General features: G+C 61.2%; 26 protein-coding genes. 22 read left to right on the forward strand and 4 right to left on the reverse strand.

Going from position 1 to position 22602, the window contains the following annotated elements:
- Positions 1 to 2: 2 nt before the first annotated feature.
- The 4 genes from cbbX (at position 3) to gph (ending at position 2968) form a co-directional block, all read left to right on the forward strand.
- Complete coding sequence (cbbX, locus tag EOC94_RS17110) at positions 3 to 941, forward strand: CbbX protein (protein WP_126105413.1); 939 nt, start codon at positions 3 to 5, stop codon at positions 939 to 941.
- A gap of 62 nt (positions 942 to 1003) precedes the next feature.
- Positions 1004 to 1690, forward strand: coding sequence for a ribulose-phosphate 3-epimerase (rpe, locus tag EOC94_RS17115; protein WP_127291987.1), 687 nt, complete (start codon positions 1004 to 1006; stop codon positions 1688 to 1690).
- A gap of 22 nt (positions 1691 to 1712) precedes the next feature.
- The gene (locus tag EOC94_RS17120; RefSeq protein WP_127291990.1) at positions 1713 to 2270 is read left to right on the forward strand and encodes a thioredoxin family protein; all 558 of its coding nucleotides are present in this window, start codon (positions 1713 to 1715) and stop codon (positions 2268 to 2270) included.
- Entirely contained in the window at positions 2267 to 2968 is a 702-nt protein-coding gene (gene gph, locus EOC94_RS17125; RefSeq protein ID WP_127291992.1) for a phosphoglycolate phosphatase, read from the forward strand. Before EOC94_RS17120 ends, gph begins: the two co-directional genes overlap by 4 nt.
- A 112-nt stretch (positions 2969 to 3080) precedes the next feature.
- Here the strand turns inward: gph and EOC94_RS17130 are convergent, their stop codons facing one another.
- Positions 3081 to 3461: a cytochrome c family protein gene (locus EOC94_RS17130; protein ID WP_127291995.1), complete on the reverse strand. Its 381-nt coding sequence runs from the start codon at positions 3459 to 3461 to the stop codon at positions 3081 to 3083.
- Between the two features lie 152 nt (positions 3462 to 3613).
- On the opposite strand from EOC94_RS17130, the gene EOC94_RS17135 reads away from it, so the two are divergent.
- The 7 genes from EOC94_RS17135 to EOC94_RS17165 all read left to right on the forward strand — a co-directional run bounded on the left by EOC94_RS17135 (position 3614) and on the right by EOC94_RS17165 (position 8831).
- Positions 3614 to 3943 carry a hypothetical protein gene (locus EOC94_RS17135; protein WP_126105409.1) on the forward strand — a complete coding sequence of 110 codons (330 nt, stop codon included), beginning with the start codon at positions 3614 to 3616 and terminating at the stop codon, positions 3941 to 3943.
- Between the two features lie 124 nt (positions 3944 to 4067).
- Entirely contained in the window at positions 4068 to 4277 is a 210-nt protein-coding gene (locus EOC94_RS17140) for a hypothetical protein (protein ID WP_095489006.1), read from the forward strand.
- A gap of 37 nt (positions 4278 to 4314) precedes the next feature.
- The gene (locus EOC94_RS17145; RefSeq protein ID WP_127291997.1) at positions 4315 to 5319 is read left to right on the forward strand and encodes an ABC transporter substrate-binding protein; all 1005 of its coding nucleotides are present in this window, start codon (positions 4315 to 4317) and stop codon (positions 5317 to 5319) included.
- Complete coding sequence (locus EOC94_RS17150) at positions 5316 to 6137, forward strand: ABC transporter permease (protein ID WP_127292001.1); 822 nt, start codon at positions 5316 to 5318, stop codon at positions 6135 to 6137. Before EOC94_RS17145 ends, EOC94_RS17150 begins: the two co-directional genes overlap by 4 nt.
- The gene (locus EOC94_RS17155) at positions 6106 to 6846 is read left to right on the forward strand and encodes an ATP-binding cassette domain-containing protein (RefSeq protein ID WP_127292171.1); all 741 of its coding nucleotides are present in this window, start codon (positions 6106 to 6108) and stop codon (positions 6844 to 6846) included. Before EOC94_RS17150 ends, EOC94_RS17155 begins: the two co-directional genes overlap by 32 nt.
- A 35-nt stretch (positions 6847 to 6881) precedes the next feature.
- On the forward strand, positions 6882 to 7850 hold the full coding sequence (locus EOC94_RS17160) for a quinoprotein relay system zinc metallohydrolase 2 (RefSeq protein ID WP_127292004.1): 969 nt from the start codon (positions 6882 to 6884) through the stop codon (positions 7848 to 7850).
- A gap of 117 nt (positions 7851 to 7967) precedes the next feature.
- Complete coding sequence (locus EOC94_RS17165) at positions 7968 to 8831, forward strand: quinoprotein dehydrogenase-associated SoxYZ-like carrier (protein WP_127292007.1); 864 nt, start codon at positions 7968 to 7970, stop codon at positions 8829 to 8831.
- 23 nt (positions 8832 to 8854) lie between these two features.
- On the opposite strand, the gene EOC94_RS17170 is transcribed toward EOC94_RS17165, so the two are convergent.
- Complete coding sequence (locus EOC94_RS17170; protein ID WP_095489000.1) at positions 8855 to 9208, reverse strand: hypothetical protein; 354 nt, start codon at positions 9206 to 9208, stop codon at positions 8855 to 8857.
- Between the two features lie 673 nt (positions 9209 to 9881).
- On the opposite strand from EOC94_RS17170, the gene EOC94_RS17175 reads away from it, so the two are divergent.
- The 4 genes from EOC94_RS17175 to EOC94_RS17190 all read left to right on the forward strand — a co-directional run bounded on the left by EOC94_RS17175 (position 9882) and on the right by EOC94_RS17190 (position 13919).
- The gene (locus tag EOC94_RS17175; RefSeq protein WP_095488999.1) at positions 9882 to 11780 is read left to right on the forward strand and encodes a methanol/ethanol family PQQ-dependent dehydrogenase; all 1899 of its coding nucleotides are present in this window, start codon (positions 9882 to 9884) and stop codon (positions 11778 to 11780) included.
- A 181-nt stretch (positions 11781 to 11961) separates the two neighbouring features.
- Positions 11962 to 12486, forward strand: coding sequence for a c-type cytochrome, methanol metabolism-related (locus EOC94_RS17180; RefSeq protein ID WP_127292010.1), 525 nt, complete (start codon positions 11962 to 11964; stop codon positions 12484 to 12486).
- 1 nt (position 12487) lies between these two features.
- Positions 12488 to 13351: a quinoprotein dehydrogenase-associated putative ABC transporter substrate-binding protein gene (locus EOC94_RS17185; protein WP_185928268.1), complete on the forward strand. Its 864-nt coding sequence runs from the start codon at positions 12488 to 12490 to the stop codon at positions 13349 to 13351.
- Positions 13352 to 13361: 10 nt separating this feature from the next.
- A complete protein-coding gene (locus EOC94_RS17190) occupies positions 13362 to 13919 on the forward strand; it encodes a PQQ-dependent catabolism-associated CXXCW motif protein (RefSeq protein WP_127292016.1) in 558 nt (185 codons plus the stop codon).
- 58 nt (positions 13920 to 13977) lie between these two features.
- On the opposite strand, the gene EOC94_RS34125 is transcribed toward EOC94_RS17190, so the two are convergent.
- Positions 13978 to 14115 carry a hypothetical protein gene (locus EOC94_RS34125; RefSeq protein ID WP_164547143.1) on the reverse strand — a complete coding sequence of 46 codons (138 nt, stop codon included), beginning with the start codon at positions 14113 to 14115 and terminating at the stop codon, positions 13978 to 13980.
- A gap of 220 nt (positions 14116 to 14335) precedes the next feature.
- Here EOC94_RS34125 and pqqB point away from each other — a divergent pair, with 220 nt between their 5' ends.
- From pqqB to pqqE, 4 genes are read left to right on the forward strand one after another with little or no spacing between them, the layout of a single operon-like run.
- Complete coding sequence (pqqB, locus tag EOC94_RS17200) at positions 14336 to 15274, forward strand: pyrroloquinoline quinone biosynthesis protein PqqB (protein ID WP_127292018.1); 939 nt, start codon at positions 14336 to 14338, stop codon at positions 15272 to 15274.
- Complete coding sequence (gene pqqC / locus EOC94_RS17205; protein WP_127292021.1) at positions 15271 to 16029, forward strand: pyrroloquinoline-quinone synthase PqqC; 759 nt, start codon at positions 15271 to 15273, stop codon at positions 16027 to 16029. The genes pqqB and pqqC overlap by 4 nt, the downstream gene beginning before the upstream one ends.
- Positions 16026 to 16322: a pyrroloquinoline quinone biosynthesis peptide chaperone PqqD gene (gene pqqD / locus EOC94_RS17210; protein ID WP_127292023.1), complete on the forward strand. Its 297-nt coding sequence runs from the start codon at positions 16026 to 16028 to the stop codon at positions 16320 to 16322. Before pqqC ends, pqqD begins: the two co-directional genes overlap by 4 nt.
- Positions 16319 to 17440: a pyrroloquinoline quinone biosynthesis protein PqqE gene (pqqE, locus tag EOC94_RS17215; RefSeq protein WP_127205139.1), complete on the forward strand. Its 1122-nt coding sequence runs from the start codon at positions 16319 to 16321 to the stop codon at positions 17438 to 17440. The genes pqqD and pqqE overlap by 4 nt, the downstream gene beginning before the upstream one ends.
- Before the next feature lie 9 nt (positions 17441 to 17449).
- Here pqqE and folP read toward each other — a convergent pair whose 3' ends face one another.
- Complete coding sequence (gene folP / locus EOC94_RS17220; protein ID WP_127292026.1) at positions 17450 to 18283, reverse strand: dihydropteroate synthase; 834 nt, start codon at positions 18281 to 18283, stop codon at positions 17450 to 17452.
- A gap of 106 nt (positions 18284 to 18389) precedes the next feature.
- On the opposite strand from folP, the gene EOC94_RS17225 reads away from it, so the two are divergent.
- The 3 genes from EOC94_RS17225 (at position 18390) to EOC94_RS17235 (ending at position 22583) form a co-directional block, all read left to right on the forward strand.
- On the forward strand, positions 18390 to 18860 hold the full coding sequence (locus tag EOC94_RS17225) for an SRPBCC family protein (protein WP_127292028.1): 471 nt from the start codon (positions 18390 to 18392) through the stop codon (positions 18858 to 18860).
- Between the two features lie 23 nt (positions 18861 to 18883).
- Positions 18884 to 19300: a GFA family protein gene (locus tag EOC94_RS17230; protein WP_127292031.1), complete on the forward strand. Its 417-nt coding sequence runs from the start codon at positions 18884 to 18886 to the stop codon at positions 19298 to 19300.
- A gap of 160 nt (positions 19301 to 19460) precedes the next feature.
- The gene (locus EOC94_RS17235) at positions 19461 to 22583 is read left to right on the forward strand and encodes an AAA family ATPase (RefSeq protein WP_185928260.1); all 3123 of its coding nucleotides are present in this window, start codon (positions 19461 to 19463) and stop codon (positions 22581 to 22583) included.
- Positions 22584 to 22602 lie beyond the last annotated feature (19 nt).

Raw genomic sequence — 22602 nt, forward strand, 5'->3', positions numbered from 1 at the left:
CCATGCTGGACGCGATAGCAAAGGGCGCTGCCGCGCAGGACGAATCGGTCGATCTGCAGGCCGAGTTCGAGGCGTCCAACATCGACGAGGTGATGGACAAGCTCGACCGCGAGCTCGTTGGCTTGAAGCCGATCAAGACCCGCATCCGCGAGATCGCGGCGCTGCTCCTGGTCGACCGGCTTCGCCGCAAGTTCGGGCTGACCTCGGGCGCGCCGACGCTGCACATGAACTTTACGGGAAATCCCGGCACCGGAAAGACCACCGTGGCGCTGAGGATGGCCGAAATCCTGCATCGTCTCGGCTATGTCCGCGAAGGCCACATGGTCGCGGTGACGCGAGACGATCTCGTCGGCCAGTATGTGGGCCACACCGCGCCCAAGACCCGCGAGGTGATCAAGCGCGCCATGGGCGGGGTGCTTTTCATCGACGAGGCCTACTATCTCTACAAGCCCGAGAACGAACGCGACTACGGCCAGGAATCGATCGAAATCCTGCTGCAATGCATGGAAAACAACCGTGACGATCTGGTTGTGATTCTTGCCGGCTACAAGAACAAGATGGACCGCTTCTTCGACAGCAATCCCGGCATGCGCTCGCGCATCGCCCACCACCTCGATTTTCCCGACTACGGCGTCGGCGAGCTCAAATCGATCGCCGAGATCATGCTGGCGGAACAGAATTACCGTCTCAGCGAAGCGGCGGCCAAGGCGCTCGAAGAGTATCTCCCGATCCGCATGCGGCTGCCGCATTTCTCCAACGCCCGCTCGGTCCGCAATGGGCTCGACCGGGCGCGGCTTCGCCAGGCCAACCGGCTTTTCGCGTCGCGCGACCGGGCGTTGACGAAGACCGACCTTATCACCATTGAGGAATCCGATATTCGCGGCAGCCGCGTGTTCGCGGAAGGTAAGCTCGAAGGCGAACCGGAGACGAAGGCGCGCTGACAAGACGACGCCGGTTGGTGTGCAGCGACCGGAAACGGAAGACAGAATGGGAGCCGACGACCATGGGTACTAAGACAATCATCGCGCCCTCGGTGCTTTCTGCGGACTTCTCGCGGCTCGGCGACGAGGTCGAAACGGTCGTCCGGGCGGGCGCCGACTGGATCCATCTCGACGTGATGGATGGCCATTTCGTGCCCAACATCACCTTCGGTCCGCCGGTGATCAAGGCGATCCGTGACCGAACGGACAAGATCTTCGACTGCCACCTGATGATCGCGCCGGCCGACGCCTATCTCGCCGCCTTCGCCGATGCCGGCTGCGACATCATCACCGTGCACGCCGAGGCCGGGCCGCATCTAGACCGTTCGCTGCAGGCAATCAGGAATCTCGGCAAGAAGGCCGGCGTGTCGCTGAACCCGTCGACGCCGGAAAGCGTCATCGAATATGTGCTCGACCGGCTCGATCTGGTGCTTCTGATGACCGTCAACCCGGGCTTCGGCGGCCAGGCTTTCATTCCGGCGGTCGTCGACAAGGTCAGGCGGGTCAAGGCGCTGATCGGCAACCGCCCGATCGACATCGAGATCGACGGCGGCGTCACGCCCGAGACTGCTCCGCTGGTCACCGCGGCCGGCGCCAATGTGCTGGTCGCGGGCTCGGCCATTTTCAAGGGCGGCACCGAGGCTGCCTATCGCGCCAATATCGACGCCATCAGGCAGGCGGCCGACGGGGCGATCCGGAAAGCTGCGTAAACCGTCACATCGGAGGGCAAATATGGCGGCAATCCCACCTGTCTGCGATTTCGGCTGGCAAGCCATCGATGCCGTTTTGCCCGGCGTCGACGGCAAATCGCATTCGATCTTCAGCCACGCCGGTCCGAACGGGCTGGTGGTGGCCTTCATCTGCAACCACTGCCCCTATGTGAAGGCTGTGATTTCACGCATCGTCCGCGACGCCAACGACCTCAAGGCGCAAGGCATCGGCTTTGTCGCGATCAACGCCAACGATGCCGACGCCTACCCCGATGATTCCTTCGACAACATGAAGCTTTTCGCCAGGACGAACGGCTTCACTTTCCCCTACCTCCACGACGAGCGCCAGACGGTGGCGCGTGCCTATGGAGCCGTTTGCACTCCGGATTTCTTCGGGCTCAACAGCGACTTGACGCTGCAATATCGCGGCCGGCTGGACGCGGCGCGGCGCGACGCCGGACCGCCCGGGCTGAGACGCGACCTGTTCGAGGCGATGAAGCAAATTGCCCGAACCGGCGACGGACCGCTCGACCAGATCGCTTCGATCGGCTGCTCGATCAAGTGGAAGGACGCCGCATGAACGTCGGCATGGGCAGGCCGTTTCGATCGCCGAAGGCAATCCTGTTCGATCTCGACGGCACGCTGGTCGATTCGGCGCCTGATATAACGGCCGCAGTCAACGAGTTGCTGGCCGGCCGCGATCTGCCGCCGCTGCGCCTGGAGCAGGTCAAGGCCATGATCGGCGGCGGCGTCAGGAAACTGATCGAGCGAGCCTTCGCGGCTTCCGGCACGCCGCTTCTCGGCAGCGCGCTCGATGAGGCCAACCGCGCCATGGCGCCGATCTACCGCAGACATCTGACCGGCCTGACAAGGCTGATGCCTGGCGTCAGGGAGGTTCTCACGCACTTCCACTTGAGTGGAATAGCCATGGGCGTGGTGACCAACAAGCCGCAGTTGGCGGCCCGCGAAATCCTGCTGCATTTTGGGCTGACGGACTATCTCGGCGCGATCGTCGGCGGAGATGCGGTGACATCCTTGAAACCGGCGCCCGACGCTCTGCTGCTGGCGCTCGACCAGCTTCAGGTCGAGCCTCGTGACACGCTGATGGTCGGAGACAGCAGCGCCGACGTGGCCGCCGCGCGCGCCGCCGGCATGCCCGTCATTCTGCTGCGTGGCGGCTACACCCAAATTGCCGTTGAAGAGCTTGGCGCCGACCTCGTTTGCGACGGTCTGCTCGACCTGCCGTCCGCCATGCAGAGGCTGCAAGACGCCGCTTGACCAGCGGCGCCAACCACAGGGTGGGCGCCGGCCGAACGCAGTTTCGAACGGCCGGCGAAGTCGCGTTACTTCCAGCGGAAAAACCGGGTTATTTCCTAACGGAAAAACCGGGTTATTTGGAGAATTGCTTCAGATAGGCGATGACGTTGGCAAGATCCTCGTCCTTCTTGAGGCCGGGAAACGCCATCTTTGTGCCTTTGATCATGGCCTTGGGATCGCGAAGATAGGTCGTCAGCGTGGCTTCATCCCATTTGACGCCGGATCCACCCGCCTCGGTCATGGGTTTGGAATATTTGAACCCCGGATGCGTGCCGGCCGTCCGGCCGATAACACCGCTCAACGACGGACCGATCTTGTTCTTGTCCTCGTCGACGACGTGGCAGGCCTTGCATTTGGCGAAGACCTTCTCACCCGCGGCGGCATCCTGCGCCTGAGATTGGTTCGTGATAGCAGTCGCAACGGACACGACGGCGAAAAATGCGATTGCACGCATGGCATTTCCTCATTGATCGTCAAGGTGCCCTGGACGATTTGCGCAGGCCGTTGTTTTGATCATCGGCATGCGTCGTTTTATGGCAGAGCGAAAACTTCTCCCCTTGTGGAGTTGCAACGCCTGCATCTTGGAAGCTACCCGGCAGACGAGGGATGTCAACCATACTGAAGTTCAGGGCAATCGCTTCAGACCAATTGCCGATCGTGGCGCGGTCAGCGAAGCTGCCTATCTCCCCCGCAAGGTGGGAGATTGGACGCCGCTTCGGCTTTCGCCAACCACCAACGCTGGAAGACTGGGCAAGAGGAGTGCAACCTGAAGCGATTGCCCTCGTATTTTCATTGCTTTGTGACGGCAGCTATGCTAGGAATTTATTCATGGTGCTGATTTGCGCCAACGACCCGCCGCCGAGGCGGGTTTTTTTGTTTCAGGCTTCGGCGCCCCGTCCATTCGCCTTTATTGACGGCCATTGGGCGAACGCGTAGCCTAAAACCATTCCGGTTTTCCATGGGCACCTCGGGACTCCGGCAGTTGGCGATTTTGTCCAGGCTCGCAGATCGAGCCGGATCTCGCCGAAGCGGGCGTCTTCAAGCGCGCAAGAGGTGCTGAATGGATATGGTCGACCTCATACTAACGGTTTGCCTGATTGCCAATCCGGGCAACTGCCGAGACGAACATCTCTATTTCGAGAGCCGTGGCTCTCTGTTCCAATGTATGATGCTGGCGCCCAGCGAAATCGCGAAATGGTCGCAGGAACACCCGACCCTCAAGGTCAAGCGCTGGAAATGCGCTTCGCCGAGCAAGGACCGTGCGATCTGATCGGCGCCCGGCTTATCCTGGCCCGGGAGGAGGCATCATGATGATTTCGCGTCGAGGAACGCTCCGTCTGGCAGCTCTTGGAACAGCCGCGGCGCTTGTCTCAAGGCCCTCCTTCGCCACGACCCCCTCCTTCGCCATGGGCAAGGTTCGCATCGGCGTGCTGAAGTTCGGCACCGTGAGCTGGGCGCTTGACACCATGAAGCAGCACAAGTTCGATGCAGCCAACGGCATCGATGTGGAGATCGTCGATTTCGCCGGCGAGGATGCAACCAACGTCGCGATTCTGGCCGGCGCGATCGACATGATCGTCTCCGACTGGTTGTGGGTCTCGCGCCAGCGCTCGGAAGGCGTCGACCTCACATTGGTCCCCTATTCGACTGCCGTCGGCGCGATCATGGTGAAGGAGCAATCGCCGATCCGGACGATCACCGATCTCAAGGGAAAAAAGATCGGCGTCGCCGGCGGGCCTCTCGATAAAAGCTGGCTGCTGATCCAGGCACTGGCCAGACGCGATCACGGCCTCGACCTGCCGGCAACCAGCGACATCGTCTTTGGCGCGCCGCCGCTGATTTCGGAAAAGGCGATGCAAGTCGAGCTCGATGCGGTGCTCAATTTCTGGCATTTTTGCGCCCGGCTCGAGGCCAATGGCTTTCGTCGGCTGATCGGCGCGGATGATGCGGCGAAAGCGCTCGGGGCCTCGGGCGCCGTGTCAGCGCTCGGCTATGTCTTTCATGACAAATGGGCGAGCGAAAATCTGGCCACCGCCCGGGGCTTCATCAAGGCCTCTGCGCAGTCCAAGGACTTGCTGGCCAGATCCGACGATGAGTGGCTGCGCCTTGCGCCGATTATCCGCGCGCAAGGCAAGGAATTGGCCAAACTGCGTGACCGCTATCGCGAAGGCATTCCCAGACGCCCCGTCGCCGAGGATGCGGCCGACGCAGGCAAGCTCTACCGCGTGCTGGCCGAGATCGGCGGCGAAAAGCTGGTCGGCCGCGCGCCCGAAATGGCGCCCGGCACGTTCTGGCAGGAACCCCTGAAATGACCGCACCCGACACTGGCGATCGCACGCCTGGTGCTGCGGCCGGCAGCCAATCCAGCCTTGCAACGGCGTTGACACCCATGCTGACGGTCGCGGTCTCGCTGCTCGGGCTTTGCCTGCTGTGGGGTTTTGCGGCAAATGCCTGGCCGAGCCGTGCCTTTCCAGGGCCGGGACAGGTCTGGCAGGTGCTGCTCGCAGAAGCGGCGAGCGGCGACCTTTTCTACCATCTCGGCGCGACACTCGGCCGGGTTGCCGCGGCATACGTCATCGCCATGGTCGTCGGCTCGGTCATCGGCGTTCTCCTCGGCAGCTACCGCAGCGCAGACCGATTCTTCAGTCCCTGGGTGATCCTGTTTCTCAACATTCCCGCGCTGGTGGTCATCGTGCTCGCCTATATCTGGTTCGGCCTCAACGAAGCGGCGGCGATTGGCGCGGTTTCCGTCAACAAGATCCCGAATGTGGTGGTGACGATGCGCGAAGGCGCCAGGGCGCTTGACCCGAACTACGCCGAAATGGCCGCTGTCTACCGCTTCGGTCTTCTCGACCGCATCCGCCATGTCCTGCTGCCGCAGTTGCAGCCCTATCTTGCCGCCGCCTCACGATCCGGCATCGCCCTTATCTGGAAGATCGTCCTGGTGGTCGAACTGCTCGGCCGCTCCAATGGCGTCGGCTTCCAGATCTATCTCTATTTCCAGCTCTTCGACGTCGCCGCCATTCTTGCCTACACGCTGGCTTTCGTGGCGGTGATGCTTGTCATCGAACTTCTTGTGGTGCAGCCCGTTGAACGACATGCAACCCGTTGGCGCCGTCGTCCCGCTTAGGGTCGATATCGCCGAAAAGACCTTCAGGTCCGCGCAAGGCGTCTCGATCACAGCGCTCCAGGACCTTTCCTTCGAGGTCCGGCAAGGCGAATTCGCCTGCTTGCTGGGGCCGTCGGGCTGCGGCAAGACCACGACGCTGCGCATCCTGCTTGGATTGGACAAAGACTTTTCCGGCTCCTTCCAACTGCCTGAAGGCGGCTCCAACCGGATTGCCGCCGTATTCCAGGAGCCGATCTTGCTGCCGTGGCGGACAGTGGAGCAGAATGTCAGGCTGGCGCTGCCGAAAAGCCTGAGAACGAAGGATCTCGACGGGCTGTTCGACACGCTCGGCCTCGCCGGCATGCGCTCGCTCTATCCGGCGGAGCTTTCGCTTGGCCTTGCGCGCCGGGCCGCCCTTGCCAGGGCCTTCGCCACCGAACCGGCGGTGCTTTTCCTGGACGAACCCTTTGCCTCGCTCGACGAACGGACCGCCGAGCGGCTTCGGCACCTGCTTTTGACCGTGTGGTCGGCGCGGCCTACGACCGCCCTGATGGTCACGCACAATCTCCGCGAGGCCCTGATGCTGTCGGATCGCATCATCGTGCTTGCGCAGCGGCCAGCCCATGTGCTCGGCATGTTCGACGTAAGGCTGCCGCGGCACTATCGCAATCCACAGGTGATGAGCGACCTTTTGCGGTCGTTCCACCAAAAATTTCCGGGCGTGGCCTGATCGCCTTGCAGCTCGAATGCATATCGGGGGAAGCCATGCCGATCGACAGGGTACGACGCAAACTTGTGAGCGGCTTCGCCTGCACCGCAGTCAGTGCCGCGATGCTGCCCTGTTGCCTCGGGCGGGCTGCTCTCGCCGCCGGCGGCCTTGAATTCAAGCTCAGTAAAGTCTCCGACGGCGTCTTCGCGTTCCAGGGCGTGGATGAATTGATGAACGCCGGCAACCAGGGTGCGATCTCGAACCTGGGCGTCGTCGTCGGCACCGATGCCGTTGCCGTCATCGACAGCGGCGGCAGCCTGGTCGAGGCGAACGCCCTCATCGCCGCGATCGGCAAGATAAGCACCAAGCCGGTTCGCTACCTGATCAACACCCACATGCACCCCGACCACATCTTCGGCAACGCGGCATTCCTGGAGATCGGCGCGACCATCGTCGGCCATCACAATCTGCCGCGCGCGCTCGAGGCGCGCGGCGCGTTCTACCTGCAAAGCTTTCGCCAACAGATCGGCGACGCGCTCATGAAAGGGGTCGAGATCATACCGCCGACGATGCTGGTCGATGATCGCCTGCAGCTCGACCTCGGTGGGCGCATGCTCGAATTGCGGGCGTGGAAGGCGGCTCACACCGACAATGACCTCACCGTCTTCGACAGCGCGACCCGCACCCTGTTTGCCGGCGATCTCGTTTTCGTCGGTTCCTTGCCGACGCTCGACGGATCGCTGCTCGGCTGGCTCCGTCAGATGGATGCGCTCGCCGCGATCGGCGCCGCGCGCGTCGTGCCGGGTCATGGCCCGGTGCCGGCCGACTGGCCGGAGGCGCTGACGGCGGAGCAGCGCTATTTCGAGGTTCTGGCGGGCGACATTCGCAAGGCGATCGCCGACGGCATACCGCTCAGCGAGGCAGTCAAGACCGCCGGCGCAAGCGAACGGGGCAATTGGCATCTGTTCGACGACTATAACGAGCGCAATGCAACGGCCGCCTTTGCCGAACTCGAATGGGAATAGCCCGCACGACAAGCGCTGGACGTGGACGAGGTCGATCGATTTGCCAACGCATCGTCAAGGGCTTATCCTCGACATCAGCCTGGGCACCACCTCTCTGAAATTGGTGGAGGCATCGAAATGCAGAACCACGCTTACCGGCGCCGGCAGCTCGCCTTGCCGTTCGCAGCCATCTTCGCCGCGATCATACTGGCCGTCGGCACGCTCGTTGGTTCCTCCGGAGTCGCCAACGCGCAGCAAACAACCGCATCTTCGGACAGAATCTGGCAGGATCTAAAAGGCGACGTGTTCGGCAATCGGGCAATTCTGGTCGATAGCGGCGTCGTCAGGATCGAGGCGCCGAAGCGGGCGCAGGATGCCGCCATCGTGCCCGTCGACATCTATATCGACCTCGCCAAGGCGCCCGACGGCATCAAATCCGTCACCTTGATCATCGATGTCAATCCGGCGCCGGTGGCGGCGACGTTCCAGATCGGCAAGGACGCCGGCGTGACGCATCTGTCGACGCGCGTGCGCGTCAACGACTATTCCTATCTCCGTGCCATAGCAGAGACGCAGGGCGGCGAGCTTCACATGGCTCAGACCTTCGTCAAGGCGTCAGGCGGATGCTCGGCCCCGGCGGTCAAGAACCAGGACGAGGCGCTGGCGACGATGGGGCAGATGAAGCTGCGCCAATTCCCGCCTCAAGAGACGATGACAAAGGCACAGGAATTGCAGTTGATGATCCGGCACCCGAACAATTCGGGCCTGCAGCGCAATCCGCTGACCCAGTATTTCATCCCCGCGCATTTTGTTCAGAAACTATCGATCTCGCAGGCAGACCGGCCGATTCTCTCGATGGAAGGTGGAATATCGATTTCGGAAGATCCCAATTTCCGAATCGATTTCACGGCGCACGGCAATGGCCAAATCCAGGTCGAAGCGATCGATACGGATGGCAAGGTATTTCGCAATCAATGGCCACTGGAGGCTACGGGGCTCTGAAGCCGCGTGCGCAACGCGTTTGTTTAAAAGCAGCGCACGTCGGCTTCCGCCTGCGCGCGCTTCAGTTCCGTGCTCGCGGCTTTTGCCGGCGCGCTTTCGCGAAACAGTCCCGAACGCTCCCCTGTCGTCAGGGACATGCTCTTGAAGGTCTCGGCCCTTTCATAATCCTCGAACGGAAGGATCGAGGCGATGACGTCGATCGAGCAGGAACAGCTCTCCAGCGCCCGACGTGTCTGGCCATTCGTCTGCATGCAGCCGAGCACATAGTCGACAACCGTCACCGTCGGATAATCGCCGGCGGCGCCGGCCGGATTGGCGAAGGCCAGGGCCGATGTAAGCAACAGCGGCAAGGTCGAAAAGCCGACATATCTGAGCATGGGGAACCCTCCGTTTGGCCCGGACGTGACAGATCGAGCCCGATGGATCGAGACGGATCACAGCACCAGTTGGCCTCGTGCCACCACGCCAGTCAAGTTCTCATGCAGGCCGTATAGTACCAAAGGAGCAGGGCCGTGCCGGCCGGCAAAAGGCCTCCTCGACGACACGATCACCCCCTCCGAATCCCGGTGCCGACCTTCATTTCATGTCTCCTCCACTATCGGCACCCCGAGCGACACGCGCATACTTAATTTCACACGATCCAATGAATATTCATAAATAAAACTTAATACATTCCGTCCAAAAAATACGCAAAATTGGGTAACTTATATAAATCCAGCCTCATTCACAGTCGATCAATAGCTTTCTGTATGAGTTTTTTCATATCTATTTCTCTATATTGCAGTGCAACATAGACGGAAGTGATTTTTCTTGCCTTCCGCTTGGGGATGACATAGCTTCATCCTGTTTCCGGCTTCAAGGGCGTCACCGTCATTAGGGAGCGGCGACAGTCTTTCGTAGGCCAAGTGGGATGGGCAGTAACGGTGCCCTCTGCTCATTCGGCTTAGGTCGTGACACGCTGCCGGAAATACTTCCCCCACATGAATCGCTTGGGCAAGCCCTCGTGGGCTCAACGGACGATTCGTCATTGTGAACCCTGGGAGGACTTTGATGCGTGTATTTGCGAAAACTGCCTACCTACTAACGACCGCGGCGCTCATGTCGTTCGGCGCGGTCCACATGACGTCGGCCAATGAAGAACTAATGAAAATGGCCGAAAACCCCAAGGACTGGGTGATGCAGACGGGTGACTACGCCAACACCCGCTTTTCCAAACTTAACCAGATCACCAAGGACAACGTGAAGAACCTGCAGGTCAAGTGGAGCTTCTCCACTGGCGTGCTGCGCGGCCATGAAGGCGGGCCGCTGATTATCGGCGATGTGATGTATGTCCACGCGCCGTTCCCGAACACCGTCTATGCTCTCGATCTCAACAATGACGGAAAGATCCTCTGGAAATACGAGCCCAAGCAAGACCCCAATGTTATTGGGATCATGTGCTGCGACACGGTCAATCGTGGCGTCGCCTATGGTGACGGCAAGATCATTCTAAACCAGGCCGACACCACCGTCGTGGCGCTCGATGCCAAGACCGGCAAGGTCGTCTGGTCAGTCAAGAACGGCGAGCAGACCGACGGCGGAAAGGGCGAATCCGGCACGTCAGCACCCGTAGTCGTCAAGGACAAGGTGCTGGTCGGCGTCTCCGGCGCTGAATTCGGCGTTCGCGGCTGGTTGGCCGCCTACAATCTGGCAGATGGCAAGCTCGCCTGGAAAGCCTATTCGGAAGGTCCGGACGCAGACACCCTGATCGATCCCGAGAAGACCACCCATCTCGGCAAACCTGTCGGAAAGGATTCCGGCACGAACACCTGGGAAGGCGAGCAGTGGAAGACAGGCGGCGGCACGACATGGGGATGGTATTCCTATGATCCCAAGCTGAACCTGGTTTACTATGGTACCGGCAATCCCTCGACATGGAACCCGGTCCAGCGCCCAGGCGACAATCGCTGGTCCATGACAATCATGGCTCGCGATGCGGATACTGGTGTTGCCAAATGGCTCTACCAGATGACCCCGCATGACGAATGGGACTTTGACGGCATCAACGAGATGATTCTCGTCGATGGCATGGAGGTCGGCGGCGCCAAGCGCGACGTGCTGGTGCATTTCGACCGCAATGGCTTTGCCTACACCATGGATCGCGCCAGTGGCGAACTTCTCGTCGCCAAGAAATACGATCCGGCAGTGAACTGGGCGACGGAAGTCAACATGGACCCCAGCAGCGACCAGTATGGCCGCCCGCAGGTCGTGGCCAAATATTCGACCCAGGCGAACGGCGAAGACACCAACACGACGGGCATCTGCCCGGCGGCGCTTGGAACCAAGGACCAGCAACCGGCGGCCTATTCGCCGAAGACCGGCCTGTTCTACGTGCCGACAAACCATGTCTGCATGGACTATGAGCCTTATAAGGTGAGCTACACTGCCGGTCAGCCTTACGTGGGCGCCACCGTGTCGATGTATCCTCCCCCTGGAGCCGACCACATGGGCAACTTCATTGCCTGGGATGCTGCCAAGGGCGAGATCGTCTGGTCGAAGCCCGAGAAGTTCTCGGTGTGGTCGGGCGCGCTGGCAACCGACGGCGACGTCGTCTTCTACGGCACGCTCGAGGGCTACATCAAGGCGGTCGATCATGACGGGAATGAACTCTACAAGTTCAAGACCCCGTCCGGCATCATCGGCAACATCACGGCCTACGAGCATGGCGGCAAGCAGTACATCGCCGTTCTGTCCGGCGTCGGCGGATGGGCCGGTATCGGTCTGGCAGGTGGACTGCTTTCGCCCGAAAACGCCGCTGCCTGGCATGGCGCCGTCGATCAGGGCCGTGAGCAAGGCGACGAGACTGCGGTCGTTGGGACTGCTGGTCTGGGAGCGGTCGGTGGCTACGCAGCACTGGCCGACTACACGACGCTGGGCGGCCAGCTCACCGTCTTCGGTCTCCCGGACTGACACACGGGAACCTTAGGCACACGCCTCGGGTCTTGTGAAAAGACCAAGGCTTGAAAAGCGAGAGCCCGGATCACCGGGAAGCCAGGACCGGGCTCTCGATTTCGCCGCGCCCCAAAACATCGATCAGTGCCGCTTCACGACAGAAAAGCCCGTGTCCGTGGCAAATGAAGGAAGATACTGAATGTCCGTTCGCATTGTAATTTCCGCCCTCGCCCTGGCTCTGCTGCCTCTGGCAAGCTCAAGTCTCGCGCAGGCCGAGGACAGCGCGGAAAAAGCCAAGGCGGTGACGGAAGAGGCCGGCAAACATTTCGACGCGGAAGGAAACCCGACCTACAAGATCGAAAACGGAACCGTGGATTGGTACACGTTCAGCGGTTATCGCCGCTATCACTCCGATTGCCATGTCTGTCACGGACCGGACGGCACCGGTTCGAGCTATGCGCCGGCCCTGGTCAACAGCCTGAAAACCATGGATTACGGCACGTTCCTCTCGATAGTCGCCGAAGGCCGCAAGAATGTCGGCGGCGGCAAGGAGAATGTCATGCCTGCCTTTGGCGACAACAAGAACGTCTATTGCTACATGGACGATCTCTACGTTTATCTCCGCGCCCGCGCCGACGGTGCGGCGCCCCGCGGCAGGCCGCCAAAGAAAGCAGACAAGCCACAAGCAGCGAAGGATGCCGAAGCATCCTGTATGGGTGGATGATATGATTGGCCGCGATGCGTTGAAGCTGCGCTTTGTCCTGTCGATCCTCGGCGCACTCGCCTTGCTGCCTTCGAACGCCAAGGCGCAGGACGCCGGCCTTGGTGCCGCAGGAGAACTGGTCGACCCCGATATTCTGCGCGTCTGCGCCGATCCTTCGAACATGCCTTTCACCGACAAGAGCGGCGAAGGCTTCGAAAACAAGCTGGCCGAACTGGTTGCAGCTAAAACCGGTCGGAAGTCCGTCGCCTACACATGGTTTCCCGTTGTCGCCGGCTTCGTGCGCAACACGCTGGTCGCCAACCGATGCGACATCATCATGGGCTATGCCCAGGGCGACGAACTGGTGCAGAACACCAACGCCTACTATCGCTCCTCCTATGTGCTGGTGCACCCGAAGGGCAACGGCATGGAAGGTGTCGAGACGATCGAGGATCCGAAACTCACCGGCAAGAAGATCGGTGTCGTCGAAAGCACGCCACCGACTGCCAACATGGCTGCCAACAAGCTCTTGCGAACGGCAAAAATCTATCCGCTGGCGGTGGATACGCGCCTCACCCCTTCCATGGGAGAGGTCATGATCAAGGACATGCTCGCCGGCAAGATCGACGCGGCGGTCATTTGGGGACCGATGGCAGGATACTATGCCAAGGAACTCGGCGTCGATCTCACGATCGTTCCGCTGGTGAAGGAAAAAACCGGCTCGCGCATGTCCTATCGTATCACCATGGGCGTGCGTCCATCCGACCAGGAATGGAAGCGGACGCTCAACCGGGTGATCAGGGAAAATCAGGCGGAGATCAACAGGATCCTGCTGGACTACAATGTGCCGCTGATCGACGAACACGATAATCCGATCACGCAATGACGATGCCGCTATGAAGGGAAAGGAGACGATTTTGCTGGTCGCTGCGGGCCTTCTCAGTCTGACCGAACCGATGTGGGCTGGCGATATCGCCGAGCCCGGCGGCTACCGGATGGACGAATATCGGGCGCCGGTGCCGCAGACGCTGCAAGGCGCAAGCGTGGTGACGACGGCAGAGGCGGAGGCGCTGTGGCGGGAGAAGAAGGCGGTGTTCTTCGACGTCATGCCGAACACGCCGAAGCCGGCCAATTTGCCGGCAGGAACGATTTGGAGAGAGGCGATCAGAAAGGACATCCCAGGCAGCATCTGGCTGGCCAACGTCGGTTACGGCGCTATCTCCGAGGAGACCGCCAGCTATTTTCGCCAAGGCCTCGCGGCCGAAGCCGGTGCCGACAAGTCGCGCGCTCTCCTGTTCTATTGCATGACGAATTGCTGGATGTCCTGGAATGCCGCGAAACGGGCCGTCGAATGGGGCTACAGTTCGGTGATCTGGTATCCGCTCGGCGCCGATGGATGGGAGCGTGCAAACCTTCCGCTGGAGGAGAAGAAGCCTTACGTGATCAGCAATTGAAGCATGAGCATTGTTATTTTCGAACGTCTTGTTTTTCGATTTTTCAGAACCTACCGTTTCATTTGTCCATTTTGAGAGCTGATGGACGAGCCATTGCAATGGTGCCCAGCAATGGTTGACTGAGAAAAGGATCGGCCCCTTCGGGCTGGTAGAAGAGGAGAAATGCCATGAAGAAGAGCTGGACAAAACCGACCATGTGCCAAGTCGCTGCGGGCTTCGAAATTTCGCGGTATCTGCCTGCTGAAATTCCTCCCAAGAAGTAGGCCGCAGAGGTGCGTGTCCCTGGCAACGGGGACACGCACTTTCTTGCCGCGCGAGATCTTCGTGGAAGGCGTAGACGCGTTCGATGCGGGCGCGAAGCTATTCGCGGTCGAAAATTTGTTGCTGGTTGAACAAGCCGCAGAGCGGGCATTGCAATGCGCTTGAAGATCATCGGCTCGGCGGCAGGTGGCGGCTTTCCGCAATGGAATTGCAACTATCGCCTGAGCCGCGCGGCTCGCAGCGGGGTGGCTGGCGTGCATTCGCGAACCCAATCAAGCATCGCCGCGTCAGCGGACGGGGCCGGCTGGGTTCTCTTCAACGCCTCGCCCGATATTCGCCAACAGATTGCGCAAACGCCCGAATTGCAGCCCGCGCTCGATGCGCCGCTGCGTTCGACGCCTATCCGTGCGGTGGTGCTGACCAATGCCGATGTCGATCATGTCGCCGGCCTGCTCAGCCTGCGTGAGCGGCAGCCCTTCGCCATCTATGCAACGACACAGGTTCTGGCGACGCTGGAGGCGAATTCGATTTTCAATGTTCTCGACCCGGCGCTCGTGCCGCGACGCACCTTGCCGCCGGCGGAAGAATTGGCGATCTGCGATGCAGACGGCCATGACACCGGCGTGGCCGTCGAGAGCTTTCCCGTGCCCGGGAAGATAGCGCTCTATCTCGAGGAAAGAAGCCGGCCGGACGCCAATTTCAGCTCCGACGCCGGCGACACGATCGGCGTCCGTATCGCTGGCGCCGGCAGTCGCGGCTCCGTCTTCTATATACCGGGCTGCGCGCGCATCGATGCTACCCTGCGCGCGCGCCTAGCCAATGCCGCCTGCCTTCTGTTCGACGGCACGGTCTACATGGACGACGAGATGATTGCTGCCGGCGTCGGTCAAAAAACCGGTGCGCGCATGGGGCATCTGGCAATGTCGGGAGACGCGGGCTCGATCGCCGGCTTGGCCGATGTGAGGATCGGACGCCGTGTCTTCGTCCACATCAACAACACCAACCCTGTTCTGGACGAGAATTCCGCCGAACACGCAGCAGTCAAAGCGGCTGGCTGGGAAGTCGCGCGCGACGGGATGGAGATGGAATTTTGAGCGATTTCCACGACGCGGCCAGGAACGGCCTGTCCTCCAGCCAGCTCGAAGCCGTGCTGCGTCAGGTCGGTGCCGAGCGCTATCACAACCGCCACCCTTTCCATCACAGGATGACCAGCGGTGCGCTGTCGAGGACCGAGATGCAGGCGTGGGCGCTGAACCGCTATTGCTATCAGGCTGTCATCCCGCGCAAGGATGCCATGATCCTCGCACACGCCGAGGATCCGGCGTTTCGCGCCGCCTGGCGCAAACGCATCGAAGACCACGACGGCGAGGACGGCTGGAGCGGCGGCATTGCGCGCTGGCTGCATCTGGCGACCTCGCTCGGTCTCGATGCCGACGCGGTGAAGAGCGAAAGGCTGGCGTTGCCGGCGACACGTTTCGCGGTCGGCGCTTACCTCTCCTTTTGCACGAATCGGACGCTGTTCGAGGCGGTCGCCTCGTCGCTGACCGAGATGTTCTCGCCGCTCATCATCGGCGAGCGGGTTCCGGCGATGCTGGCCAAATACGATTACATCACCGAGGATACGCTGGCCTATTTCAGCCGGCGGCCCGAACAGGCCTCGCGCGACGCCGACTTCGCCCTCGCCTACGTGCTCGGCCACGCCGACACGGTGGAACGCCAGCAGCAGGCGATCGATGCATTGGTGTTCAAATGCGATATACTGTGGGCCATGCTCGACGCGCTTCAACACGCCTATGGCGAGCCGGGAAACATACCGCCCGGCGCCTTCCGTCCGGAGGCAGCCCTATGATGGCGCTGCGCGAAAGAGCCATTGTGTCGCCGCAGTCGGTGCCATCGCTGCCGCAGCACGTGCGCATACAGTACGACCCGGTGCGGCAGGCGTTCGCCGTGCTTTCGCCCGAAAAAATATTTTGGCCGAACGACATCAGCCTCGACATATTGCGCCGCTGTGATGGACGGTCCACGGTCGGCCACATCATTGCCGACCTTGCCGCGGATTATGACGCCGAACAGGAGGCCGTGGCCGCCGACGTCGTCGCCTTCCTGCAGGAATGGTCGGACAAGCTGCTGGTGAAGCTATGAGCGAGCCCCTTCTCCCTCCGATCGGCATGCTGGCGGAACTGACGCATCGCTGCCCGCTGCAATGCCCTTATTGCTCCAATCCGCTCGAATTGCTGAAGGCCAATCGCGAACTCGACACACAGACCTGGCTCGACCTGTTCTTGCAGGCGGCCGATCTCGGCGTTCTCCAGGTGCATCTGTCCGGCGGTGAACCGACGCTGCGTCGCGACCTCGAGCAATTGATCGCCGGGCTTTCGGCGCGCGGGGTCTACACCAACCTGATCACCGCCGGCGTCGGCATTGCCGAAGGCCGCATCGAGGCGTTTGCCGAAGCCGGGCTCGACCATCTGCAATTGAGCTTTCAAGGCGCACGGCCCGCGACCACCGACCGTATCGGCAACCACAAGGGCGGCCACGAAAAGAAGCTGGAGACGGCGCGCCGGGCTCGCGCGGCCGGCCTGCCGCTTACCATCAACGCGCCGATCCATCGCCACAACATCGAGGAGGTGCCGGAATTCATCGATCTGGCGCTTTCGCTGGGCGCGGAGCGGCTCGAGATCGCCAACGTGCAGTATGCCGGCTGGGCGCTGACCAATCGCGATCAACTGATGCCTGAGCGTGATGCAGTTGAACGGCAGGCGGAGATCGTCGCGGCGGCACGCGAACGGCTGACCGGCATCATGAACATCGATTTCGTCCCGCCGGATTATTTCGCCATCTATCCCAAGCCGTGCATGGGCGGCTGGGCGCGAGACGCCTTCATGGTGACGCCGGACGGCACCGTGCTGCCATGCCATGCCGCACAGACCATCCCGTCGCTCAGCTTCGAGCGTTTTGGACCGCGCAGCCTGGCCGATATCTGGACCGATTCGCCAGCATTCAATGCCTTTCGCGGCACCGACTGGATGCAGCAGCCCTGCCGCAGCTGCGAACGGCGTGAAATCGACTGGGGCGGCTGCCGCTGCCAGGCGATGGCGATCGCCGGCGATGCCGCCGCGACGGACCCGGCTTGCGCGAAATCGCCGATCCATGCGCGCATGGCAATGCTGATCGACGAAGCCCAGCGTGCTGCGGCAGTTCCTTCGAAGGACGAACAATTCGTCTACCGGCGGATCGGCGTCGTGACCGAGCCCGCCTGACGCGCTCTTCTATTCCGCGGTCTCGCGCTCGCGCACCGCGTCGGCGAAAGCCAGCGCATCGCGGTTGACCGCGACATTGTGCACGCGAAAGATCGAAGCGCCCTTCAACCGCAGGATGACGCTTGTCGCCGCTGTGCCGACGTCGCGCCCCTCGTCAGTTCCGCCGACCAGGTGACGGGCAAGACGCTTGCGTGACGTGCCGACCAGCAATGGAAAACCGAGAGCGCGCAATTCGCCGAAGCGAGCCATGAGCTCAAGGTTTTCCTCTCCATCCTTGGCGAAGGCGAAGCCCGGGTCCAGCACGATCCGATCATCCGGGATGCCGGCATGGCGCGCGATCTCCAGCGATCTGTTCAGGAACAGGAACTGGTCGGCGATCACATCCGCCAGTTTTTCACGGCCGCGCCCGGTGTGCATGATGACGAGGCCGGCGCCGGTTTCCGCCGCGACATGCGCGATGTCGGGTTCGCGCTGCAGGCCATGCACGTCGTTGACGATATGTGCGCCCGCCGCGACCGCCAGACGCGCCGTCTCGGCCCGATAGGTGTCGACCGAAACCAGGCTGCCGCCGTCGGACGACAGCGCCTCGACGACCGGCAGGATGCGCGATTGTTCCTCGCGCGCCGAAACGGCCCCGGCGCCGGGCCGGGTGGACTCGCCGCCGACATCGATGATCGCCGCACCCTCGCCGATCATGCGCCGCGCCTGCTGGATCGCCCGCTCCGGCCGATCGAATTCTCCCCCGTCGGAAAAACTGTCGGGCGTGACGTTCAAAATCCCCATCAGCAACGATCTCGCGCCAAGATCGAGATGCCGTCCATGAGCAAGGTGCCAGCGCATCATGCATCAACCTTCTGTCATATCAGAAGCCATTCGCGACACGATTGTCACTCACACGATCGCGGTTCCCTCATCTACCTATGCTCGTGAAACAAAAAGGAGCCTAGCAATGACCAAGGAAGCGATCAGCTTTACTTACTATATCGTTTCGACGCCGGGAAAGGTGTTTGAGGCCATAACGAAACCAGACCTCGCACGGCGCTACTGGGGCCACGAGAACGTCTCTGACTGGAAGCCCGGTTCGAGCTGGGAGCATATCCGCGCCAATGATGAGCGGAGCATCGAGCTCGTCGGCAAAGTCATCGAGGTCTCCGCGCCGACCCGTCTCGTCATCACCTGGGCAAACGCTTCGCAGGCGTCCGATCCGGCGAGCTACAGCCGGGTGACCTTCGAGGTCGAGGACTACGAGGCCATGGTCCGGCTGACCGTCACCCATGACGAGCTCGAAGCCGCCAGCGGGATGGCGAACGGCATCAAGCGCGGCTGGCCGATCGTCCTCTCCAGCCTGAAATCCTTCCTCGAAACGGGTCAAGCGATCGATGTCTTCGCGAAGCCGCGCGCGTCCGAACGGGCGGCCTGACCGCGAAACAGGGAGCCGAGCACATGAGCACTCTCTACACCGGCGGATGCGCGTGCGGCGCGGTTCGCTACGAGGCTAAGGCAACCCCCATCTTCGAGAACCACTGCCACTGCCGTGATTGCCAGAAAAGAAGCGGCACCGGTCATGGATCCTATCTGACGTTTTCGTCGCGAGCGGACGTGACGATCACCGGCACGACGACGGAGTGGCGTGTCGCGGCGGACAACGCGAATGTGAAAATCCATTCCTTCTGCCCGGTCTGCGGAACCCCTGTCTACCTGACGTACACCGCCATGCCGGACCCGATCACGGTCCATGCAGCAAGCCTTGACGATCCGGGCCGGTTCAATCCGACCGTGGTGACTTACGGTATCCGGGCCCTCCCCTGGGACACGATGGAAACCGGGTTGAAGACGTTCGAGAAGATGCCATCAGGCTAACCGGCGTCAGGGAGCGTGCCGCACATCATCCGAAGTATCGCTTATGATGAGGGTCGTCCGAGCGCTCTGGTGAATATTAGCGCATTTGATAGTATCGCTCCCACTCCGCCAGCCAAGGCACTGTAGCATGTCGGAAAAGGGTCGAGTAGAGCCTCCAATCGTGGCCCTTGCCAAGGGCGTTCTGAGCAAGGTCGACGGTAGTGTGTCCGACGTTCGCAGCGAGCGGCGCGTTATGACAGCTCTCTGTTATGATCTGGTCGGATCAACCGACCTGCTCGCAGTTCTGGATATCGAGGACTATGAAGAACTGATGTCGGCCTTTCGGCGTGCGGCAAGACAGGCAATCTCTTCGTGCTCGGGCGTTGTCGACAGCGAGGCCGGCGACGGCGGTGTCGCACTTTTTCCAGCAGAGATGGAGGCAAAGGACGCGGCTTCGCAAGCGATCCGGGCAGGACTCGAAATCATTGAAGCGTGCAAGCGGGTCGGGCTGGAGAAAGACCATACGGACCTACATGTTCGGGTCGGGATTGCCACATCCATGACCCTCGTTCACGGGGACGGCGGTGACCCGGCGCATGCCAGCGTCACCGGCCCTGCTTTGGCCATGGCGACGCGGCTCCAGGCTATGGCTCAGCCGGATGCAATATTGGTGTCCGATGAGACCCGAAATCTGGCGCGGCGGTCCCACGTTTTCAGTTTTCGTGGCATTCACGTTATTAAGGGTTTCGCGGAGCCGGAGCGGATTTGGCGTGCCATCAGCCACAAGCGGGACGTTGACCGCTTCTTCGCCTTCGGGCGCTTGAACAATACGTTTATAGGCCGTGGGGACGAACTGGCCACCATCGCCGCATGTTGGCATGATGCCGTCGCCGGCAAGGGCGGCGCCATTTTAGTTCAGGGTGAGGCCGGTATCGGCAAGTCTCGCCTGCTTTATGAAGTCCGCAAGAGGACACGCTTTCAGCGGGCAAAATTGCTGCTTTTTCAATGTCAGCCCGGCGGCTCCCACTCGGCCCTTTATCCTCTGCTGCAAAATGTTCGGAGTGACCTGGCTGGCAAAGAGGGTCGGCTGGAGACTTCAGACGTAGCGCAGGTCTTCGCAAATCAAAGCGTTCACGATGACGAAGTGGTCGACATCTTCTCGTTTCTACTTGGGGCTGAAGGGTCGAATCCCGGTCTGAAGGAGGCTGATCTCAAGGTCATCCGGGAGAAAGCCGCCTGGGCAGTTCGCAGAAGCATAGAAGCCATATGCGAACACGGACCACTCATCCTGGTTGTCGAAGACATACATTGGATCGACCTCACGTCGAGGCAATTGCTGGCGGAACTTGCACTCTTCATCCATAGGGTGCCCGTGCTTCTCATAATGACTGCGCGACCTGGGACTTATTTAGGGTTCCGGGACTTGCCGCATATTACTCTGAAGCCGCTCGATCGCGAGGAAACGCGACAGGCGATCATGGCTATGCGGCCGGAAATCGGGTCAGCCGCGCATTCGGAACTCATTAGCATGGTGGAGGAGGTAACCGGGGGCGTGCCTCTTTTCATCGAGGAAATCTGCCAATGGATCGCCGAGAATGCAGCCTCCATAACGGATCGCCTTGCGCCGGCCGGCTCATCGAGCCGAATATCGGTGTTTGAAGGCATCCTTCAAGCCAGGCTGGAAGCCCTGGGCCCTGCAAAGGATGTGGCACGAGCGGCCGCCGTCGCCGGCAATCGTTTCAATCTGGAATTGCTCCAGAAGCTGTTGCCGGAATACAGTGACGAGACGATCGGGAATGCACTGGACACCCTCATCGAGGCGGGATTCCTGATCCGGGTCAGGCCTTCCGGCGAGCCCGACTATGGATTTCGTCATGCCCTGATCCGGGAGACAATCTACAATGCGTTGCTGCGGAGGAGACGGCAGGCCCTCCATCAGTCGCTTTTCTCCGCTGTCGGCCGCGACCGAAATCTGGCCCCGTGGCTGGGTACGGCTGAACTGGCAGAACATGCTGAACGCGCTGGCCTTATCGAGGAAGCGATCGATCAGTTCATCGCAGCCGGCCGGGAAAGTTACGTCCGCTCTGCAATGGCCGAGGCGAGACAGATTCTCGACCATGCCATGACCCTTTGCCAGCGAGTGAGAGGGCCGGACAAGCAGGATGTTTTGCGCCTCGCCGCGATGATGCCGCTCGGGCCGATACTTACAGCCACGGAAGGTCCAAACTCGCTGCCGGCCCGCAAACTTTACGAGGACGGGGTAGAGATCGCCAGGCGGCGGCCACTCGCCGAGCGTGCGAAGTGGTTTCCGATCTACTGGGGTTGGTGGTTCACCGGCCCCACCATCGACGGGGAACGCGCACGGGCCGTCCTCACCGACCTCAGGGATGTCGACGACCCCGAAGTGCAGTTTCAGGCCAGACACTGCGTTTGGGCAATCGAATTCAATCTTGGGCATCACAAGAACTGCATCGCGGCGGTCGACGAAGGACTTGCGCTCTATGGGACGGGCCAAAGGGCAGGGAATGCCACTCTGTTCGGCGGCCACGACGCCAGAGTCTGCGGCCTGTCGCATAGGGGTCTCTCTCAATGGTTTACCGGCCGGGCCGCAAGCGCAGTTCGGTCGTTGGCTGAAGCCAGGCGCTGGGCAATGCAAACGGCGCATGTTGGTAGTATCGCCCATGTCTACATCAACGAAGCGATGCTTGATTGCTATCGCCGCGATTTCTCGGCGCTGCGAGGCGTCATCGCCGATATCCGCGAATTGACGAAGCGCCACCATCTGCCCTCCCTTGCCGCCTTGGCGCAAATTCTCGAAGGCTGGTGCGAAGGAAATGCTGCTCGGGTAGAGCAAGGCAGGGACCAGATCAAAGAGGGCCTCGCGATCCACGGCGAACTCCAGACGCCGGAAGACTATCCTGTCTATTACGGCATGCTGGCGGAACTTCTGGCCCGGACAGGCGAGACTGACGAGGCCCTTACGCTTGTCTCTTCCGCGGCTGCGGAAGCCGAAGCAGGTGGCAGTCTTTCTTGGCTCGCCGAACTCTATCGGCGAAAGGCCCATCTCCTTCTACTTAGAGGTTCCTCAGGCATGGAGGTTGTTGCCGCGCTCTCCAAAAGCCTGGCTACCGCCGATGAGCAAAACGCGGTGCCAATCCTGCTCAATGCATACGAGATGCTCAGGACATGGGGCGTATCAGAGGAACTATCCCGGCAGTACCGCAGTCGCGTCGACCTGGCGAAATCAGCCATCGAGCAAGGTGCGGCGTTGTTCGTCAATCTAGAACCAAGCCTGCGCCACTAGCCTGCGCGGCTGGGAGATC

The sequence above is a fragment of the Mesorhizobium sp. M6A.T.Ce.TU.016.01.1.1 genome (assembly GCF_003997065.1).
Taxonomy (GTDB): domain Bacteria; phylum Pseudomonadota; class Alphaproteobacteria; order Rhizobiales; family Rhizobiaceae; genus Mesorhizobium; species Mesorhizobium mediterraneum.

What these genes read in the sequence shown, in the direction of transcription:
- cbbX (WP_126105413.1), top strand. Translation starts at nt 3, where the DNA reads ATGCTGGACGCGATAGCAAAGGGCGCTGCCGCGCAGGACGAATCGGTC.
- rpe (WP_127291987.1), top strand. Translation starts at nt 1,004, where the DNA reads ATGGGTACTAAGACAATCATCGCGCCCTCGGTGCTTTCTGCGGACTTC.
- EOC94_RS17120 (WP_127291990.1), top strand. Translation starts at nt 1,713, where the DNA reads ATGGCGGCAATCCCACCTGTCTGCGATTTCGGCTGGCAAGCCATCGAT.
- gph (WP_127291992.1), top strand. Translation starts at nt 2,267, where the DNA reads ATGAACGTCGGCATGGGCAGGCCGTTTCGATCGCCGAAGGCAATCCTG.
- EOC94_RS17130 (WP_127291995.1), bottom strand. Translation starts at nt 3,461, where the DNA reads ATGCGTGCAATCGCATTTTTCGCCGTCGTGTCCGTTGCGACTGCTATC.
- EOC94_RS17135 (WP_126105409.1), top strand. Translation starts at nt 3,614, where the DNA reads ATGTCAACCATACTGAAGTTCAGGGCAATCGCTTCAGACCAATTGCCG.
- EOC94_RS17140 (WP_095489006.1), top strand. Translation starts at nt 4,068, where the DNA reads ATGGATATGGTCGACCTCATACTAACGGTTTGCCTGATTGCCAATCCG.
- EOC94_RS17145 (WP_127291997.1), top strand. Translation starts at nt 4,315, where the DNA reads ATGATGATTTCGCGTCGAGGAACGCTCCGTCTGGCAGCTCTTGGAACA.
- EOC94_RS17150 (WP_127292001.1), top strand. Translation starts at nt 5,316, where the DNA reads ATGACCGCACCCGACACTGGCGATCGCACGCCTGGTGCTGCGGCCGGC.
- EOC94_RS17155 (WP_127292171.1), top strand. Translation starts at nt 6,106, where the DNA reads ATGCAACCCGTTGGCGCCGTCGTCCCGCTTAGGGTCGATATCGCCGAA.
- EOC94_RS17160 (WP_127292004.1), top strand. Translation starts at nt 6,882, where the DNA reads ATGCCGATCGACAGGGTACGACGCAAACTTGTGAGCGGCTTCGCCTGC.
- EOC94_RS17165 (WP_127292007.1), top strand. Translation starts at nt 7,968, where the DNA reads ATGCAGAACCACGCTTACCGGCGCCGGCAGCTCGCCTTGCCGTTCGCA.
- EOC94_RS17170 (WP_095489000.1), bottom strand. Translation starts at nt 9,208, where the DNA reads ATGCTCAGATATGTCGGCTTTTCGACCTTGCCGCTGTTGCTTACATCG.
- EOC94_RS17175 (WP_095488999.1), top strand. Translation starts at nt 9,882, where the DNA reads ATGCGTGTATTTGCGAAAACTGCCTACCTACTAACGACCGCGGCGCTC.
- EOC94_RS17180 (WP_127292010.1), top strand. Translation starts at nt 11,962, where the DNA reads ATGTCCGTTCGCATTGTAATTTCCGCCCTCGCCCTGGCTCTGCTGCCT.
- EOC94_RS17185 (WP_185928268.1), top strand. Translation starts at nt 12,488, where the DNA reads ATGATTGGCCGCGATGCGTTGAAGCTGCGCTTTGTCCTGTCGATCCTC.
- EOC94_RS17190 (WP_127292016.1), top strand. Translation starts at nt 13,362, where the DNA reads ATGAAGGGAAAGGAGACGATTTTGCTGGTCGCTGCGGGCCTTCTCAGT.
- EOC94_RS34125 (WP_164547143.1), bottom strand. Translation starts at nt 14,115, where the DNA reads ATGGTCGGTTTTGTCCAGCTCTTCTTCATGGCATTTCTCCTCTTCTAC.
- pqqB (WP_127292018.1), top strand. Translation starts at nt 14,336, where the DNA reads ATGCGCTTGAAGATCATCGGCTCGGCGGCAGGTGGCGGCTTTCCGCAA.
- pqqD (WP_127292023.1), top strand. Translation starts at nt 16,026, where the DNA reads ATGATGGCGCTGCGCGAAAGAGCCATTGTGTCGCCGCAGTCGGTGCCA.
- pqqE (WP_127205139.1), top strand. Translation starts at nt 16,319, where the DNA reads ATGAGCGAGCCCCTTCTCCCTCCGATCGGCATGCTGGCGGAACTGACG.
- folP (WP_127292026.1), bottom strand. Translation starts at nt 18,283, where the DNA reads ATGATGCGCTGGCACCTTGCTCATGGACGGCATCTCGATCTTGGCGCG.
- EOC94_RS17225 (WP_127292028.1), top strand. Translation starts at nt 18,390, where the DNA reads ATGACCAAGGAAGCGATCAGCTTTACTTACTATATCGTTTCGACGCCG.
- EOC94_RS17230 (WP_127292031.1), top strand. Translation starts at nt 18,884, where the DNA reads ATGAGCACTCTCTACACCGGCGGATGCGCGTGCGGCGCGGTTCGCTAC.